The 15731-nt window shown below is 61.5% G+C and carries 11 protein-coding genes; 4 read left to right on the forward strand and 7 right to left on the reverse strand.

Features of this window, described 5'->3' with window-relative positions; all coding sequences use genetic code 11:
- The gene (locus tag ACP7BX_RS01940) at window positions 1-1920 is read right to left on the reverse strand and encodes an ATP-binding cassette domain-containing protein (RefSeq protein WP_033902583.1); all 1920 of its coding nucleotides are present in this window, start codon (window positions 1918-1920) and stop codon (window positions 1-3) included.
- Between the two features lie 213 nt (window positions 1921-2133).
- Here ACP7BX_RS01940 and ACP7BX_RS01945 point away from each other — a divergent pair, with 213 nt between their 5' ends.
- Window positions 2134-4062: a transglycosylase SLT domain-containing protein gene (locus ACP7BX_RS01945; RefSeq protein WP_426131400.1), complete on the forward strand. Its 1929-nt coding sequence runs from the start codon at window positions 2134-2136 to the stop codon at window positions 4060-4062.
- An 84-nt stretch (window positions 4063-4146) separates the two neighbouring features.
- Here the strand turns inward: ACP7BX_RS01945 and ACP7BX_RS01950 are convergent, their stop codons facing one another.
- Window positions 4147-5931 (reverse strand): ABC transporter transmembrane domain-containing protein, encoded by a 1785-nt coding sequence (locus ACP7BX_RS01950; RefSeq protein WP_426131402.1) that lies wholly within the window; start codon window positions 5929-5931, stop codon window positions 4147-4149.
- Between the two features lie 247 nt (window positions 5932-6178).
- On the opposite strand from ACP7BX_RS01950, the gene ACP7BX_RS01955 reads away from it, so the two are divergent.
- A complete protein-coding gene (locus ACP7BX_RS01955) occupies window positions 6179-6352 on the forward strand; it encodes a PA1571 family protein (protein WP_016975252.1) in 174 nt (57 codons plus the stop codon).
- A 53-nt stretch (window positions 6353-6405) separates the two neighbouring features.
- Here ACP7BX_RS01955 and pdxB read toward each other — a convergent pair whose 3' ends face one another.
- The gene (pdxB, locus tag ACP7BX_RS01960; protein ID WP_426131404.1) at window positions 6406-7548 is read right to left on the reverse strand and encodes a 4-phosphoerythronate dehydrogenase PdxB; all 1143 of its coding nucleotides are present in this window, start codon (window positions 7546-7548) and stop codon (window positions 6406-6408) included.
- A 140-nt stretch (window positions 7549-7688) separates the two neighbouring features.
- Between pdxB and ACP7BX_RS01965 the strand changes: the two genes are divergently transcribed.
- Window positions 7689-9083 (forward strand): MATE family efflux transporter, encoded by a 1395-nt coding sequence (locus ACP7BX_RS01965; RefSeq protein ID WP_426131406.1) that lies wholly within the window; start codon window positions 7689-7691, stop codon window positions 9081-9083.
- Here ACP7BX_RS01965 and tusA read toward each other — a convergent pair.
- Complete coding sequence (tusA, locus tag ACP7BX_RS01970) at window positions 9080-9331, reverse strand: sulfurtransferase TusA (RefSeq protein ID WP_038846538.1); 252 nt, start codon at window positions 9329-9331, stop codon at window positions 9080-9082. The two genes, ACP7BX_RS01965 and tusA, sit on opposite strands and share 4 nt — an antisense overlap.
- A gap of 27 nt (window positions 9332-9358) precedes the next feature.
- Window positions 9359-10435 carry a 23S rRNA (cytidine(2498)-2'-O)-methyltransferase RlmM gene (gene rlmM, locus ACP7BX_RS01975; RefSeq protein ID WP_016975248.1) on the reverse strand — a complete coding sequence of 359 codons (1077 nt, stop codon included), beginning with the start codon at window positions 10433-10435 and terminating at the stop codon, window positions 9359-9361.
- A gap of 196 nt (window positions 10436-10631) precedes the next feature.
- On the opposite strand from rlmM, the gene acnA reads away from it, so the two are divergent.
- Entirely contained in the window at window positions 10632-13373 is a 2742-nt protein-coding gene (acnA, locus tag ACP7BX_RS01980) for an aconitate hydratase AcnA (RefSeq protein WP_426131409.1), read from the forward strand.
- 125 nt (window positions 13374-13498) lie between these two features.
- On the opposite strand, the gene ACP7BX_RS01985 is transcribed toward acnA, so the two are convergent.
- A complete protein-coding gene (locus ACP7BX_RS01985; protein ID WP_314525984.1) occupies window positions 13499-14434 on the reverse strand; it encodes an aspartyl/asparaginyl beta-hydroxylase domain-containing protein in 936 nt (311 codons plus the stop codon).
- 311 nt (window positions 14435-14745) lie between these two features.
- Window positions 14746-15720 carry a cysteine synthase A gene (cysK, locus tag ACP7BX_RS01990; RefSeq protein ID WP_426129515.1) on the reverse strand — a complete coding sequence of 325 codons (975 nt, stop codon included), beginning with the start codon at window positions 15718-15720 and terminating at the stop codon, window positions 14746-14748.
- Window positions 15721-15731: the final 11 nt, after the last annotated feature.

Raw genomic sequence — 15731 nt, forward strand, 5'->3', positions numbered from 1 at the left:
TCAGGCATCCAACTCGGCCCAGCGCTCAACCAGCACTTCCAACTCCTGGTTCAGTTTCTCCAGGGAAGCGATGACCTTGGCGGTTTCTGCCGCCGGACGCAGGTAGAAACCCGCGTCAGCCATGTCCGCTTCTACAGCGGCAATCTGCTGTTCCTTGGCGTCGATATCACCTGGCAAGGCTTCCAGCTCGCGCTGCAGCTTGTAGCTGAGCTTCTTTTTGGCCGAAGGCGCAGCTTCTTGAACAGGCGCAGCAGCGGCCACCGGGGTCACTACCGCCGAGTTCAAGTCAGCCTTGCCGGACTTGCTCTCGGTCACACCTAGCAGGCGCGGCGAGCCGCCCTGGCGCAGCCAGTCCTGATAACCACCAACGTATTCACGCACCTTGCCTTCGCCTTCAAAGACCAGGGTGCTGGTGACCACGTTGTCGAGGAATGCCCGGTCGTGGCTGACCATCAGCACAGTGCCATTGAAGGTCAGCAGCACTTCTTCCAACAGCTCGAGGGTTTCCACGTCGAGGTCGTTGGTCGGTTCGTCGAGCACCAGCAGGTTGGCCGGCTTGCTGAACAGCTTGGCCAGCAGTAGGCGCGCACGCTCACCACCGGACAAGGCTTTCACCGGCGTACGTGCACGCTGCGGGCTGAACAGGAAGTCGCCCAGGTAGCTGAGGACGTGGCGGCTCTGGCCGTCGATGTCGATAAAGTCGCGGCCTTCGGCGACGTTGTCGATCACGGTTTTTTCCAGGTCCAACTGGTGGCGCAGCTGGTCGAAGTAAGCCACGTCAATGCGCGTGCCTTCTTCCACGGTGCCGCTGGTCGGCTGCAGTCCGCTGAGCATCAGCTTGAGCAAAGTGGTCTTGCCGGTGCCGTTGGCGCCCAGCAGGCCGATACGGTCGCCGCGCTGCAGGACCATGGAGAAGTCCTTGATCAGGAACGGGCCGTCTGGGTGATGGAAGCTGACGTTCTCCAGCACCATCACTTGCTTGCCCGACTTGTCGGCGGTGTCCAGCTGGATATTCGCCTTGCCGGTGCGCTCGCGGCGTTCGCTGCGCTCGACACGCAGGGCTTTCAGGGCGCGTACGCGGCCTTCGTTACGGGTGCGGCGGGCCTTGATGCCCTGGCGGATCCAGACTTCTTCCTGGGCCAGCTTTTTGTCGAACAGCGCGTTGGCGGTTTCTTCGGCGGCCAGCGCAGCTTCCTTGTGTACCAGGAAGCTGGCGTAGTCGCCGTTCCAGTCGATCAGGCCGCCACGGTCCAGTTCAAGAATGCGGGTGGCCAGGTTCTGCAGGAAGGAACGGTCGTGCGTGATGAACAGCACGGCGCCCTGGAATTCCTTGAGGGCTTCTTCCAGCCAGGCAATCGCGCCAATGTCCAAGTGGTTGGTCGGTTCGTCGAGCAGCAGCAGATCCGGCTCGGACACCAGGGCCTGGGCCAGCAGCACACGACGACGCCAGCCGCCGGACAACTCGGCGAGGGTCTTGTCGGCCGGCAGTTGCAGGCGGCTCAGGGTGCTGTCGACCAGTTGCTGCAAGCGCCAGCCATCACGGGCTTCGAGGTCTTGCTGAACGTGCATCAACTTGTTCAGGTCATCTTCGGTGACGCAGTTCTGCGCCAGGTGATGGTATTCGGCGAGCAGTGCGCCGACGCCGTCGAGGCCTTCGGCAACCACGTCGAACACTGTCCGTCCGTCGGCCACCGGCAATTCTTGCGGCAATTCGCCGATCTTGAGGCCCGGCGCGCGCCATACGGAGCCGTCATCGGGCTTCTGGTCGCCTTTGACCAGCTTCATCATGCTGGATTTGCCGGTGCCGTTGCGGCCGATGATGCACACCCGCTCACCACGGGCGATCTGCCAGGACACCTTGTCCAACAACGGCATAGCGCCGAAAGCAAGGGACACATCGCTGAATTTGAGCAGGGTCATACGCTTCTCCAAAAACTGGGCGCGCATTCTACCTGAGTTAGGGGTGGGATGCGGCTGGCATTTTCGCTGCCGACACGTTCTGTAGGACATTTCCAACGAACTTGAACGAACCGCCCAGCAAAGCTTTCGTCTGCGTCGGGCAAAAGGCTAAGCTAGGGGCAATCAGTGTCGGCGGTGCCGATGCTAGTCGTGATTTCTCTGCACGGACGTCTCATGCGCAGTCGCCTTTTCAACTTTTTATCTTGTCTGCTTCTTTCCGCCACCGCCGTTCAATCCGCCCAGGCCGTGGACCTCACCACCCAACGTCAATATTACGATGAAGCCAAACGCGCCTTGGCCAAGGGCGATACCGGCCCGTACATGCAATACAGCCAGGCCCTGGCCGATTACCCGCTGACACCGTACCTGGCCTACGACGAACTGACGGCGCGCCTGAAAACCGCGAGCAATCAGGAGATCGAACAGTTCCTGGCCAAAAACGGTGACCTGCCCCAGGCCAACTGGATGAAACTGCGCTGGTTGCGCTGGTTGGCCGACCGCGGCGATTGGCAGACTTTTGAAAAGTACTACGACGCCAAGCTCAATTTCGTCGAGCTGGACTGCCTGCATGGCCAATACCAGCTCACCCACAACCTGAAAGCCGAAGGCTACAAGACCACCGAAAAGCTCTGGATGACCGGCAAGTCTCAACCAGCTGCCTGCGATGCCACCTTCGGCCAATGGGCGGCTGACGGTCAGCTCACAGAGCAGAAGATCTGGGACCGCACCAAGCTCGCCGCCGAAGCGCGCAACTACGCACTCGCCAACAGCCTGGTGAAAACCTTGCCCACCCTCGGCGCTCAAGGCCGCCTGATGGTGGACGTGGCGCAAAAGCCCGACATGCTCAGTGACCCGTCACGCTTCCTGCCAGCCACCGAGGCCATGTCTGACGCCGTGGGCCTGGGCTTGCGTCGCCTGGCCCGCCAGGATCCGGACAAGGCCATGGCCCTGCTGGACGGCTACGCCAGCAGCATGCACTTCTCCCGTGACGAAAAAGTGTCGATCGCCCGGGAAATCGGACTGACGTTGGCCAAGCGCTACGACCCGCGCGCCCTTGAGGTGATGACCAAATACGACCCAGAACTGCGCGACAACACCGTCTCCGAATGGCGCCTGCGTCTGCTGTTGCGCCTGGCGCGCTGGGAAGACGCCTACCAGTTGACCCGCAAACTCCCACAAGACCTGGCGACCACCAACCGCTGGCGTTACTGGCAGGCCCGCAGCCTGGAACTGGCCGAGCCGAAAAACCCACAAGCGTTGGTGTTGTACAAGAACCTGGCACAAGAGCGTGACTTCTACGGCTTCCTTGCGGCGGATCGCTCCAAAGCCCCGTATCAGTTGAAGAACAAACCGCTGCTGATGAGCCAGGCACTGGTCAACAAGGTGCGTAACACCCCTGGCGTGCGCCGTGCGCTGGAATTCTACGCCCGTGGCCAGATCGTGGATGGCCGTCGTGAGTGGTACCACGTGAGCCGTCACTTCAACCGTGACGAGATGGTCGCCCAGGCCAGGCTGGCCTACGACATGAAGTGGTACTTCCCAGCGATCCGCACCATCAGCCAGGCGCAGTACTGGGATGACCTGGACATCCGTTTCCCGATGGCCCACCGCGACACGCTGGTGCGTGAAGCCAAGGTGCGCGGCCTGCATTCGAGCTGGGTGTTCGCGATCACCCGTCAGGAAAGCGCCTTTATGGACGACGCCCGCTCCGGCGTCGGCGCCAGCGGCCTGATGCAACTGATGCCTGGCACTGCCAAGGAAACCGCGCGCAAGTTCAGCATCCCCCTGGCCTCCCCGGCCCAGGTACTGGACCCGGACAAGAACATCCAGCTCGGCGCCGCCTACCTGAGCCAGGTGCACAGCCAGTTCAACGGCAACCGCGTGCTCGCCTCTGCCGCCTACAACGCCGGCCCCGGCCGCGTGCGCCAGTGGCTGCGTGGCGCGGACCACCTGAGTTTCGATGTGTGGGTGGAAAGCATTCCGTTCGACGAAACCCGCCAGTATGTGCAGAACGTGCTGTCTTATTCGGTGATCTACGGGCAGAAGCTCAATTCGCCACAGCCGCTGGTGGATTGGCATGAGCGGTATTTTGATGATCAGTAACAAGGGCAGCTTCAAGCGTTAAGTTTGAAGCTTCAAGAGAAATGCCCGCATTGAGAGATGCGGGCATTTTTTATGGACTGTACGTTAGTGTGATGCGTGTTCTTCAAGTCCATCACTGAACTGCAACGCCGCCAGTCTTGCATACAACGCATTGCTCGCAATCAACTGCTGATGCGTACCCACAGCCACTAACTTGCCCTGGTCCATCACCGCAATGCGATCAGCGTTCTTCACCGTGGCCAGCCGATGGGCGATCACCAGTGTGGTGCGCCCTTGCATCAACTGCGGCAGCGCTTGCTGGATCAGGTGTTCACTCTGGGCATCCAGGGCACTGGTGGCTTCGTCGAGTAGCAGGATCGGCGCGTCCACCAACAACGCGCGGGCGATGGCCAGGCGTTGGCGTTGGCCGCCGGAGAGGCCCATGCCGCCGTCGCCTAGATGAGTCTGGTAGCCGTCGGGCATTTGCAGGATGAAGTCGTGGGCATGGGCGATGCGAGCAGCGGCTTCGACTTGTTCCTGGGTGGCGGTCGGGTTGCCGTAACGGATGTTGTCTTCGACGCTGCCGAAGAACAGCGCCGGGCTCTGGGACACCAGGGCGAAGTGGCGGCGCAGGTCCATGGGGTCGAGCTCGGTGAGCGGATGGCCTTCGAGCAGGATGCGGCCTTGCTGGGGGTCGTAGAAGCGCAGCAACAGGTCGAAAATCGTCGATTTACCCGCCCCGGAGGGGCCCACCAACGCGAGGGTTTCGCCGGGGTTGATGGTCAGGTCAAGGCCGTCGATGGCGTAGCTGTCCGGCCGTGAGGGATAGGAAAAACGCAGGTCTTGCAACTCCATGCGACCGCTGACGCGGGCCGGCAGTTGGACAGTGCCTGCGCTCGGCGCCTGGATCTCGTTGCTCGACTGCAACAACTCGCCAATCCGCTCAGCTGCCCCGGCGGCGCGCTGCAACTCACCGAGTACTTCGCTAAGGGTGCCAACGGCGCTGCCGACGATCAGGCTGTAGAACACAAAGGCCGCCAGCTCACCGCCGGAAATACGTCCGCTGATCACGTCCATGCCGCCGACCCACAGCATCACGCCCACGGCACCGAGCACCAGCATGATCACCAGGGTAATCAGCCAGGCGCGTTGGGTGATGCGCTTGCGCGCGGTGGTGAAGGCGTCCTCCACGGTCACGGCGAAACGTTGTTCGTCCTGCACTTGGTGGTTGTAGGCCTGCACGGTCTTGATCTGGCCGAGGGTCTCGGACACATAGCTGCCCACGTCGGCGATGCGGTCCTGGCTTTGGCGCGACAAGCTGCGCACCCGGCGGCCGAAGATGAGTATCGGCGCCAGCACCAGCGGCAGCGCTACCACCACGATACTGGTGAGCTTGGGGTTGGTGACAAACAGCAACACAATGCCGCCGATGACCATCAAGGCATTACGCAGGAACAGCGACAACGACGATCCGATCACCGACTGCAGCAACGTGGTGTCGGTGGTCAACCGCGACTGGATCTCCGAACTGCGGTTGTTCTCGTAAAAGCCCGGATGCAGATAGATCAAGTGGTTGAACACTTGCCGACGAATATCCGCCACTACGCGCTCGCCGATCCAGGACACCAGGTAGAACCGCGCAAACGTGCCCACCGCCAGGCCCAATACCAGGACCATGAACAGACCGATGGACTGGTTGAGCAAGTGCGGAGACTGGGTCATAAAGCCCTGATCCACCAGCAGGCGGATGCCCTGCCCCATGGACAAGGTAATACCGGCCGTGACGATCAGCGCCAACAGGGCGCCGAGCGCCTGCCAGCGGTAGGGGGCGATGAAGCGGCTGGCCAGACGGATCGCGCGGCGTTGACGGACTGAGAACATGGAGGGCATCACCAATGAGGAACCTGTCCTCAACATTGGGGGAACTTGGGTAAATAACAATGAGTCAGGTTAATTATGCCCGCCGATACCTAACCCTAGAGGCTATCGGTCTAACCCCTGGCTGGAAATTTGTATCGGTTTCTGGTCGACTGGGTATTCGAACCGGTGACTTTGAAAGGAGTTGTAACAGCCTGGTCACGCGGGCGGCTTAGAGTGATAAGCAGAATGGGTACACAACCTGATGAGGAGACAGGCCATGACCTTGCAAAACAGCAGCGATGCCAAGATTGAAGTAATCCGCCAGCCGCAGCAATTGCCCTGCTGGTACGTCGATGCCAATGGCAAAGATGTGCAGATTACCGAAGAGATGATCCAGCAAGCGTGCAGCGAACTGGAACAGCGACTGGTCAAGCCTGCCCAGCAAGGCTGAGGCGCCGACGCTCTTTCAAACCCGGCCCAGGTGGCCGGGTTTTTTATGGGGGTCTAAACGCTCACCGCGCCCAATGCGCTGATGATGTTCGACAGCGCCGCCGATTCACCGTTGATACGCACCTTCAAGCCATCAATCTCGCGGCGCTCCGGGTAGTGCTTGCGCAGCAGGTCAAACGCCTTACGCTGTTCTTCCACTGTTCCTACCAGGCTACGCCGGAAATCCGCATCATCACGGCGTGGGTCGTACACGCTGCGGCACAGGGCCGCCAGTGCCCAGGCCGGGTCGGTGGACGCGTTCAAGTGCACCTCGGCCAACCACGGCGGCGGCAGCAAGTCACTCAACTGAATGCTCGGCGCCTGCCCCAGGTGCGCGCAAAACGCCTGATAGATCTGCGCCGTGCCGCGTTGCTTGCCATCCAGGCTGTAGCCGGCGATGTGCGGCGTAGCCAGCACGCACAAATCTGCCAGGTCCACGTCCACTTCAGGCTCGCCCTCCCACACGTCCAGCACCGCTTGCAGGTCTTCGCGCGCCAGCAGCACCTCGCGCAGGGCGGCATTGTCTACCACCGGGCCACGGCTGGCGTTGATCAGCCAGGTGCCGGACTTGAGCTGGTTGAGCCGCTGGCGATCAAACAGATGCCAAGTGGAACCGTTGCCGGACTTGGTCAGCGGTGTGTGCAGGCTGATCACATCGCATTGCTCGATGACCTGCTCCAGGCTGACGTAATCGCCGTCTTCGGCAATCTGCCGTGGCGGATCGCACACCAGCACGTTCCAGCCGAGGCCCTTGAGCACCTTGACCAGCCGCCCGCCGACTTCACCGGCCCCGACCACGCCATAGGTGCGCTGGGTGAGGTCGGCACCTTCGATTTCCGCCAGGGTCATCAGGCTGCCCAGCACATAATCCACCACGCCACGGGCATTGCAGCCGGGGGCGCTGGACCATTGGATGCCGGCCAGCTTGAAGTAATCGAGGTCCAGGTGGTCGGTGCCGATGGTGCAGGTGCCGACGAAGCGCACTTTCGTGCCCTCCAGCAGGGCGCGGTTGACGTTGGTCACCGAGCGCACCAGCAACACGTCGGCCTGCTCGACCGTGGCGCGGTCGATGGAACGGCCGGGCACGCGGCGAATCTCGCCAAATCCCTGGAAAAATGCATCGAGCAGCGGAATATTTTCGTCGGCAACAATCAGCATGGCAGGCTCCTTTCGCGGACCCGCAGTGTACAGGGATCACGACCCGCGCTTACAAATCCCTAACACTGGTTTTTTCCTGACCAGTGCGTCAAAGCGTAGAATCCGCCGTCCTTGCGCCTCCCTTTATTGGACACCTGTACGTGAACACTGCCTCTGCCACCCTTAGCCGCCCCGCCCGCATCAGCCGGGAAGTCGGCGGCCTGCTGACGCTTGCCCTGCCGATCATGGTCGGCCAACTGGCCACCACCGCAATGAGCTTTGTCGATGCGGTGATGGCCGGCCGCGTCAGCCCCCAGGACCTGGCGGCGGTGGGCCTGGGCAACTCGATCTGGATTCCGGTCTACCTGCTGATGAGCGGTACGCTGCTGGCCACCACGCCGAAAGTCGCCCAACGCTACGGCGCGGGCCAGTACCGCGAGATCGGGCCGTTGGTGCGTCAATCACTGTGGCTGGCCTTGATGGTCGGCATCATCGGCTCACTGCTGCTGCTCTGCGCCGAACCGATCCTGCATGCAATGAAGGTGGAGCCGGACCTGATCGCGCCCACCATGGGTTACTTGCATGGCATCGCCGCCGGTATGCCGGCCATTGCGTTCTATTACGTGTTGCGCTGCTTCAGTGACGGCCTGGGCCGCACGCTGCCGAGCATGGTCATGGGCCTCTTCGGCCTCGCGCTGAACATTCCACTGAACTACATCTTCATCTATGGTCACCTCGGCCTGCCGGCCATGGGCGGCGTAGGCTGCGGCTGGGCCACGGCCATTTCGATGTGGGCGATGATGCTCGGCCTGGCCGCCTGGACCCGCTGGGGGCCGGCCTACCAGAGCAGCGAGTTGTTCAAGCGCTTCGATTGGCCGCAATGGGCAGTGATCAAGCGTGTACTGGGCATTGGCTTGCCGATTGGCGTGGCGATCTTTGCCGAGTCGAGCATTTTTGCAGTGATCGCCCTGTTGCTCGGTGGCTTGGGCGCCACCGTGGTGTCCGGTCATCAGATTGCGCTGAACATCAGCTCCATGGTGTTCATGATCCCGTACTCCCTGAGCATGGCCGTCACCGTGCGCGTGGGCCAGGCGCTGGGACGTGGGGAACCGCGTGAAGCCCGCTTCGCCGCTGGTGTCGGCATGGGCACGGCGCTGGTCTACGCCTGCCTGTCCTGCAGCCTGATGCTGCTGTTTCGCGAGCAGATTGCGGCGATCTACACCCCGGACCCGGTGGTCATTCACCTGGCGTCGACGTTGATCGTGTTTGCAGCGCTGTTCCAGTTCAGCGACTCGATCCAGGTGACGGCAGCCGGCGCACTGCGTGGCTACCAGGACACCCGAGTGACCATGGTGCTGACGCTGTTCGCATACTGGGGCGTTGGCCTGCCGGTGGGTTACGCCCTGGGCCTGACGAATTGGCTGGGCGAGCCGAGCGGCCCAAGCGGCTTGTGGCAAGGGCTGATCGTGGGCCTGAGTTGTGCGGCGGGGATGTTGCTGGTGCGCCTGGCGCGCAGTGCACGCCGGCGTATCCGCGCCGATAAGGCGCGGGTTTAAGCGGACTTCTTGCGGATCCAGTACAGGTACGTACCGGCCTGCTCCTGCTGATCCACCAGTTCGTGGTCAAGGAACACGCAGAACTTGGGGATATCGCGGCGCGTGGACGGATCGGTCGCGATCACCTTGAGCAAGCCGCCGGGCGGCAGGTCACGGATGTGCTGGTGCAGCATCATCACGGGTTCCGGGCAATTCAAGCCTGTTGCATCTAGGGTGCCGTCGACGGCGCTGTCGAAAATATCGCTCATGATCTACTCCTGAAACTGGCCGCCAGTCTACCGGGCCTTGGTTTTCTTCACATCCACCAACCGACGCAAATGGCAGGTCACTTCCTCACGGTCGTGGTACAGCTGCTTGCAACCGATCTCCACGCGGATGCCGCGCGCCTTGAAACCGTCTTCGATGCGTTCCAGCAGGCGCTTCACTTCGGCGTAGCGCTGTTTCATCGGCAGCTTCAGGTTCACCACCGCCTCGCGGCAATGCCCTTCGCCGATCCAGGTTTCCAGCAGCGCGGCGTTACGCGCCGGCTTTTCGACGATGTCGCAGACCATCCAGTCCACCGGCTGCTTGGGCACGAAGGTGAAACCGTCGGCCATCAAGTGCTGCACCAGGCCAGTGTCCATCAGGCTTTCGGCCATCGGGCCGTTGTCGATGGCGGTCACCAGCATGCCACGGTTGACCAGTTGCCAGGTCCAGCCGCCGGGCGCTGCACCGAGGTCGACGCCGGTCATGTCGCCGTGCAGGCGCTCGTCCCACTGGTCGCGGGGGATGAAGTGATGCCAGGCCTCTTCCAGCTTGAGGGTCGAACGGCTGGGTGCTTCACGGGGGAACTTGAGACGTGGGATACCCATCGGCCACATTGCCGAGTTGTTCGACTCGGCCAGACCCATAAAGACTTCGCGGCCACTCTTGAAGGTCAGCAGCAGGCGCGGCTTGCTCGGGTCGTCCACCAGCTTGCCGGCGTTCAGCAGGGCTTTGCGCAGGTGCACTTCGAATTTCTTGCAGAAATTGGACAGTTCCTTGCCGTCGTTGGTGTCGACCATCTCCAGCCACAGGCTGCCGCACACCGGGAACTCGCGCAGGTGAGCGAGGATCACGCTGATGCGGTCGGTTTCCGGCAGGTCGATAAACACCCCGCGCGCCCACTGCCGAGGAAAGATCAGCTCGGCAAAGCGCTGGCCGTGCATCAAGCGCTGGGCGCCGTCTTCTTCGGTGCAGACAAATTCGGCGCAGGCGCTGCCGGTCTTGGCCTTGGCGTAGCCGGAAACGTTCAGGCGCGCGGCGAGGTCCGCGATCTCGGAACAGACTTCGCCTTCAAAACCCGGGCGGCAGTGCATAAAAAGGGTGTTCATCAACTCTCCAAGTGAATCAACTGACGTTGCGCTGTCGCAATGCCTGTCATGAAAACCCGCGCATGATAACGGAGTTCGGAACCTTGGACTTAACGATAGAGTCCAGTTATTAGCCTGCTAATGAAAACAGGGCTAAGTTGATAGCTCTGTTCGTCCCGTCAGGTCCGTAGCCGTGCGGACCATAAGGAGTCGTGTCATGTCATCGCTTGATAGCCTGAGAACCCTTAAGACCCTGGAAATAGACAGCAAAACCTACCACTACTTCAGCCTGCCCGAAGCCGCCAAGAGCCTGGGTGACCTGGACAAGCTGCCGATGTCGCTCAAGGTACTGCTGGAAAACCTGCTGCGCTGGGAAGACAACAAGACCGTCGCCGGCGCCGACCTCAAGGCCATTGCCGCCTGGCTCAAGGAACGCCAGTCCGACCGTGAGATCCAGTACCGCCCCGCTCGAGTTTTGATGCAAGACTTTACCGGCGTACCCGCCGTGGTCGACCTGGCCGCCATGCGCGCCGCCGTGGCCAAGGCCGGGGGCGATCCGCAGCGCATCAACCCGCTATCGCCCGTAGACCTGGTGATTGACCACTCGGTGATGGTCGACAAGTTCGGCAACGCCGACGCGTTTGAGCAAAACGTCGACATCGAAATGCAGCGCAACGGCGAACGCTACGCCTTCCTGCGCTGGGGCCAGAGCGCCTTCGATAACTTCAGCGTGGTGCCACCGGGCACCGGCATCTGCCACCAGGTCAACCTCGAATACCTTGGCCGCACCGTGTGGACCAAGGACGAAGATGGTCGCACTTACGCCTTCCCGGACACATTAGTGGGCACCGACTCCCACACCACCATGATCAACGGCCTCGGCGTACTCGGCTGGGGCGTGGGCGGGATCGAAGCGGAAGCGGCGATGCTCGGCCAGCCGGTGTCGATGCTGATCCCGGAAGTGATCGGCTTCAAGCTCACCGGCAAATTGAAAGAAGGCATCACCGCTACTGACCTCGTGTTGACCGTCACCCAGATGCTGCGCAAAAAAGGCGTGGTGGGTAAATTCGTCGAATTCTACGGCGATGGCCTGGCCGACCTGCCGTTGGCCGACCGTGCCACCATCGCCAACATGGCCCCGGAATATGGCGCCACCTGCGGCTTTTTCCCGGTGGATGAGGTGACGTTGGATTACCTGCGTCTCTCCGGCCGTCCTACCGAAACCGTGAAGCTGGTTGAGGCCTACACCAAGGCCCAGGGCCTGTGGCGCATCGCCGGCCAGGAGCCGGTGTTCACCGACAGCCTGGCCCTGGACATGGGCAGTGTCGAAGCCAGCCTGGCCGGGCCGAAACGCCCGCAGGACCGCGTAGCACTGCCCAATGTCGGCCAGGCCTTCAGTGACTTTCTCGACCTGCAATTCAAACCCACCAACAAAGAAGAGGGCCGCCTGGAAAGCGAAGGCGGCGGCGGGGTTGCCGTGGGCAATGCCGACCTGGTGGGCGAAACCGACTATGAGTACGACGGCCAGACCTATCGCCTGAAAAACGGCGCGGTGGTGATCGCCGCAATCACCTCCTGCACCAACACCTCTAACCCCAGTGTGATGATGGCGGCCGGGCTGGTGGCGAAAAAGGCCGTGGAAAAAGGCCTGACGCGCAAGCCTTGGGTTAAAACCTCATTGGCACCAGGCTCCAAAGTGGTCACCGACTACTACAAGGCGGCAGGCCTCACCCAGTACTTGGACAAGCTCGGCTTTGATCTGGTGGGCTACGGCTGCACCACCTGCATCGGCAACTCCGGCCCGCTGCCCGAGCCGATCGAAAAAGCCATCCAGAAAGCCGACCTTGCGGTGGCGTCGGTGCTGTCGGGCAACCGCAACTTCGAAGGCCGCGTGCACCCGCTGGTGAAAACCAACTGGCTGGCTTCGCCGCCGCTGGTGGTGGCGTATGCCTTGGCGGGCACCGTGCGCATCGATATCAGCAGTGAACCGCTGGGGAATGACCAAGACGGCAAGCCGGTGTACCTCAAGGACATCTGGCCCAGCAGCAAGGAAATCGCGGATGCCGTGGCTCAGGTCAGCACCGGCATGTTCCACAAGGAATACGCCGAGGTGTTCGCCGGTGACGAGCAGTGGCAAGCCATTGAAGTACCACAAGCCGCCACCTACGTCTGGCAAGAGGATTCGACCTATATCCAGCATCCGCCGTTCTTCGACGACATTGCCGGGCCGCTGCCGGTGATCAAAGACGTCAAAGGCGCCAACGTGCTGGCGTTGCTGGGTGACTCGGTCACCACCGACCACATCTCCCCGGCCGGTAATATCAAGACTGACAGCCCCGCCGGTCGCTACCTGCGCGAACAAGGCGTGGAACCGCGCGACTTCAACTCTTACGGCTCACGCCGGGGCAACCATGAAGTGATGATGCGCGGCACCTTTGCCAATATCCGTATCCGCAATGAAATGCTCGGTGGCGAGGAAGGCGGCAATACGCTGTATATCCCCACTGGCGAGAAGATGGCGATCTATGACGCGTCGATGAAGTACCAGGCCTCGGGCACGCCTTTAGTGGTGGTCGCCGGCCAGGAATACGGCACCGGCTCCAGCCGCGACTGGGCAGCCAAGGGCACCAACCTGCTGGGGGTCAAGGCGGTGATCGCTGAGAGTTTCGAGCGGATCCACCGCTCCAACCTGGTGGGCATGGGCGTGCTGCCGTTGCAGTTCAAGCTGGATCAGAACCGCAAGACGCTCAAGCTGACCGGGAAGGAGAAGATCGACATTCTCGGGCTGACCGACGTGGAGATCGTGCCACGGATGAACCTGACGCTGGTGATTACGCGGGAGGATGGGAGTACGGAGAAGGTCGAGGTGTTGTGCCGGATCGATACGCTTAATGAGGTGGAATACTTCAAGGCCGGGGGCATCTTGCACTATGTGCTTCGCCAGCTGATCGCCTCTTAAGTAACACTGCAAAACAAATGTGGGAGCGGGCTTGCTCGCGAATGCAGTGGATCAGTCAAAACATCTATGACTGACAGACTGCATTCGCGAGCAAGCCCGCTCCCACATTTTTTACCGTGTTCTGATCAGAACAACCACTTCCACAACAGCACCAGCACCAGCACCGCCAGCACCGGCCGCGCAATGCGGTAAGCCTTCGGATGCTTGCGCTTCCACTGCTTGACCACACCGCTGAACTTGTCACTGAAAGTCTTGCTCCAGGCGTACGCCTGGTTGATCCCGCCCACGCGCTCGTCATCCAGGTTCTGCGGTGCAGTAGCGCGGCCCAATTGCTTGCTGACCCAACGGTTGACGCGGGTCATCACGCGGTTGCTCAGGGGGCGCTCGATGTCGCAGAACAGGATTACACGGGTCTGCTCGGTTTCATTCTTGACCCAGTGCACGTAGGTTTCGTCGAACATCACGTCTTCACCGTCACGCCAGGCGTACACCTGGCCGTCGACAAAGATGCGGCAGTCGTCGGAGTTCGGCGTGGACAAACCCAAGTGATAACGCAGGGAACCGGCGAACGGGTCGCGGTGCGGGTTGAGGTGGCTGCCGCCCGGCAACAGCGCGAACATCGCGCCTTTCACATTGGGAATGCTGCTCACCAGCGCCACGGTTTTCGGGCACAGCGCCTCGGCCGAGGGCAGGGGTTTGTCGTACCACTTGAGGTAGAAACGCTTCCAGCCCTTCTTGAAGAACGAGCCGAAGCCGGCGTCGTTGTTCTTTTCGGCGGCGCGGATGTAACCCTCGTCGAACAGGTGCATGGCCTCTTCGCGGATCACCTCCCAGTTGTCCTTGAGCACGTCCAGTTCGGGGAACTTGCTGCGGTCCAGGTAGGGCTTGGACGGCACGGCCGAGAACAGGTACATCAAGGCGTTATACGGGGCGAACAGCGCCGAATGGTTGACGAACTGACGCAACATCGGCAAACGCGCCTTGCCGCGCAGGTGCACATACAACGTGCTGCCGATAAACAACGCCAGCACGGACAGTTTGGCGGCCAAAGAAAAGGTCATGCAGCAACTCCTGGAAATAAGCGCCTGGCCAACAGCAGACGTAGCAGCCGGCCATGATAAACAGTTGGGCCATTATGCAGAAGGCCTAGCTTAGTAACGCTGATTCACATCAACCCCTGTGGTAAGCAGGTTAGTCTTGGTGAAGAGGCTTGTTGTGGTGAGCGGGCTGTTGTGGTGAGCGGGCTTGCCCCGCGCTGGGCTGCGAAGCGGCCCCAATAGGGCAACGCTTTTGCCAGTGAGAAACAGGGCGTCTGATTTTAGGGCCGCTTCGCGCCCCAGCGCGGGGCAAGCCCGCTCACCACAGACATACATCAAGCCTGGTTTTCTTGCTCGGTAAACAAATCGCTGAACAGCATGCTCGACAGGTAGCGCTCACCGGAGTCAGGCAGGATCACCACGATGGTCTTGCCCTGCATCTCCGGCTTCTCGGCCAGGCGCACCGCCACGGCCATCGCAGCGCCGCAGGAAATGCCACACAGAATTCCCTCTTCCTGCATCAGCCGCAGGGCCATGGCCTTGGACTCGTCGTCGGTCACCAGCTCCACGCGGTCAACCATCGACAGGTCGAGGTTCTTCGGCACAAACCCTGCGCCGATGCCCTGGATCTTGTGCGGACTGGGCTTGATCTCTTCACCGGCCAGCGCCTGGGTAATCACCGGCGACACGATAGGCTCGACAGCCACCGACAGGATCGGCTTGCCCGCAATGTTCTTGATATAGCGCGAAACACCGGTGATGGTGCCGCCGGTGCCCACACCCGCCACCAGCACGTCCACGGCGCCATCGGTGTCGTTCCAGATCTCCGGACCGGTGGTTTTTTCATGGATCGCCGGGTTGGCCGGGTTGTCGAACTGGGCCGGCATAAAGTAGGTGGCCGGGTCGCTGGCAACGATTTCGCCGGCTTTCTCGATAGCGCCCTTCATGCCCTTGGCCGGTTCGGTCAGCACCAGTTCGGCGCCGAGGGCCTTGAGTACCTTGCGGCGCTCGATGCTCATGGACGCCGGCATGGTCAGCAACAACTTGTAGCCACGGGCGGCGGCGACGAATGCCAGGCCGATGCCGGTGTTGCCGGAGGTGGGTTCGACAATGGTCATGCCCGGCTTGAGTTTGCCGGTGCTTTCAGCGTCCCAGATCATGTTTGCGCCAATGCGGCATTTCACCGAGTAGCCTGGGTTACGCCCTTCGATCTTGGCCAGGATGGTCACACCACGCGGTGCGATCCGGTTGATCTGAACCAGGGGCGTGTTACCGATGGAGTGCGCGTTGTCTGCAAAGATGCGGCTCATGACGGGTCCTA

The organism is Pseudomonas sp. DWP3-1-3b3 (assembly GCF_049896305.1).
Classification (GTDB): Bacteria; Pseudomonadota; Gammaproteobacteria; order Pseudomonadales; family Pseudomonadaceae; genus Aquipseudomonas; species Aquipseudomonas azotoformans_A.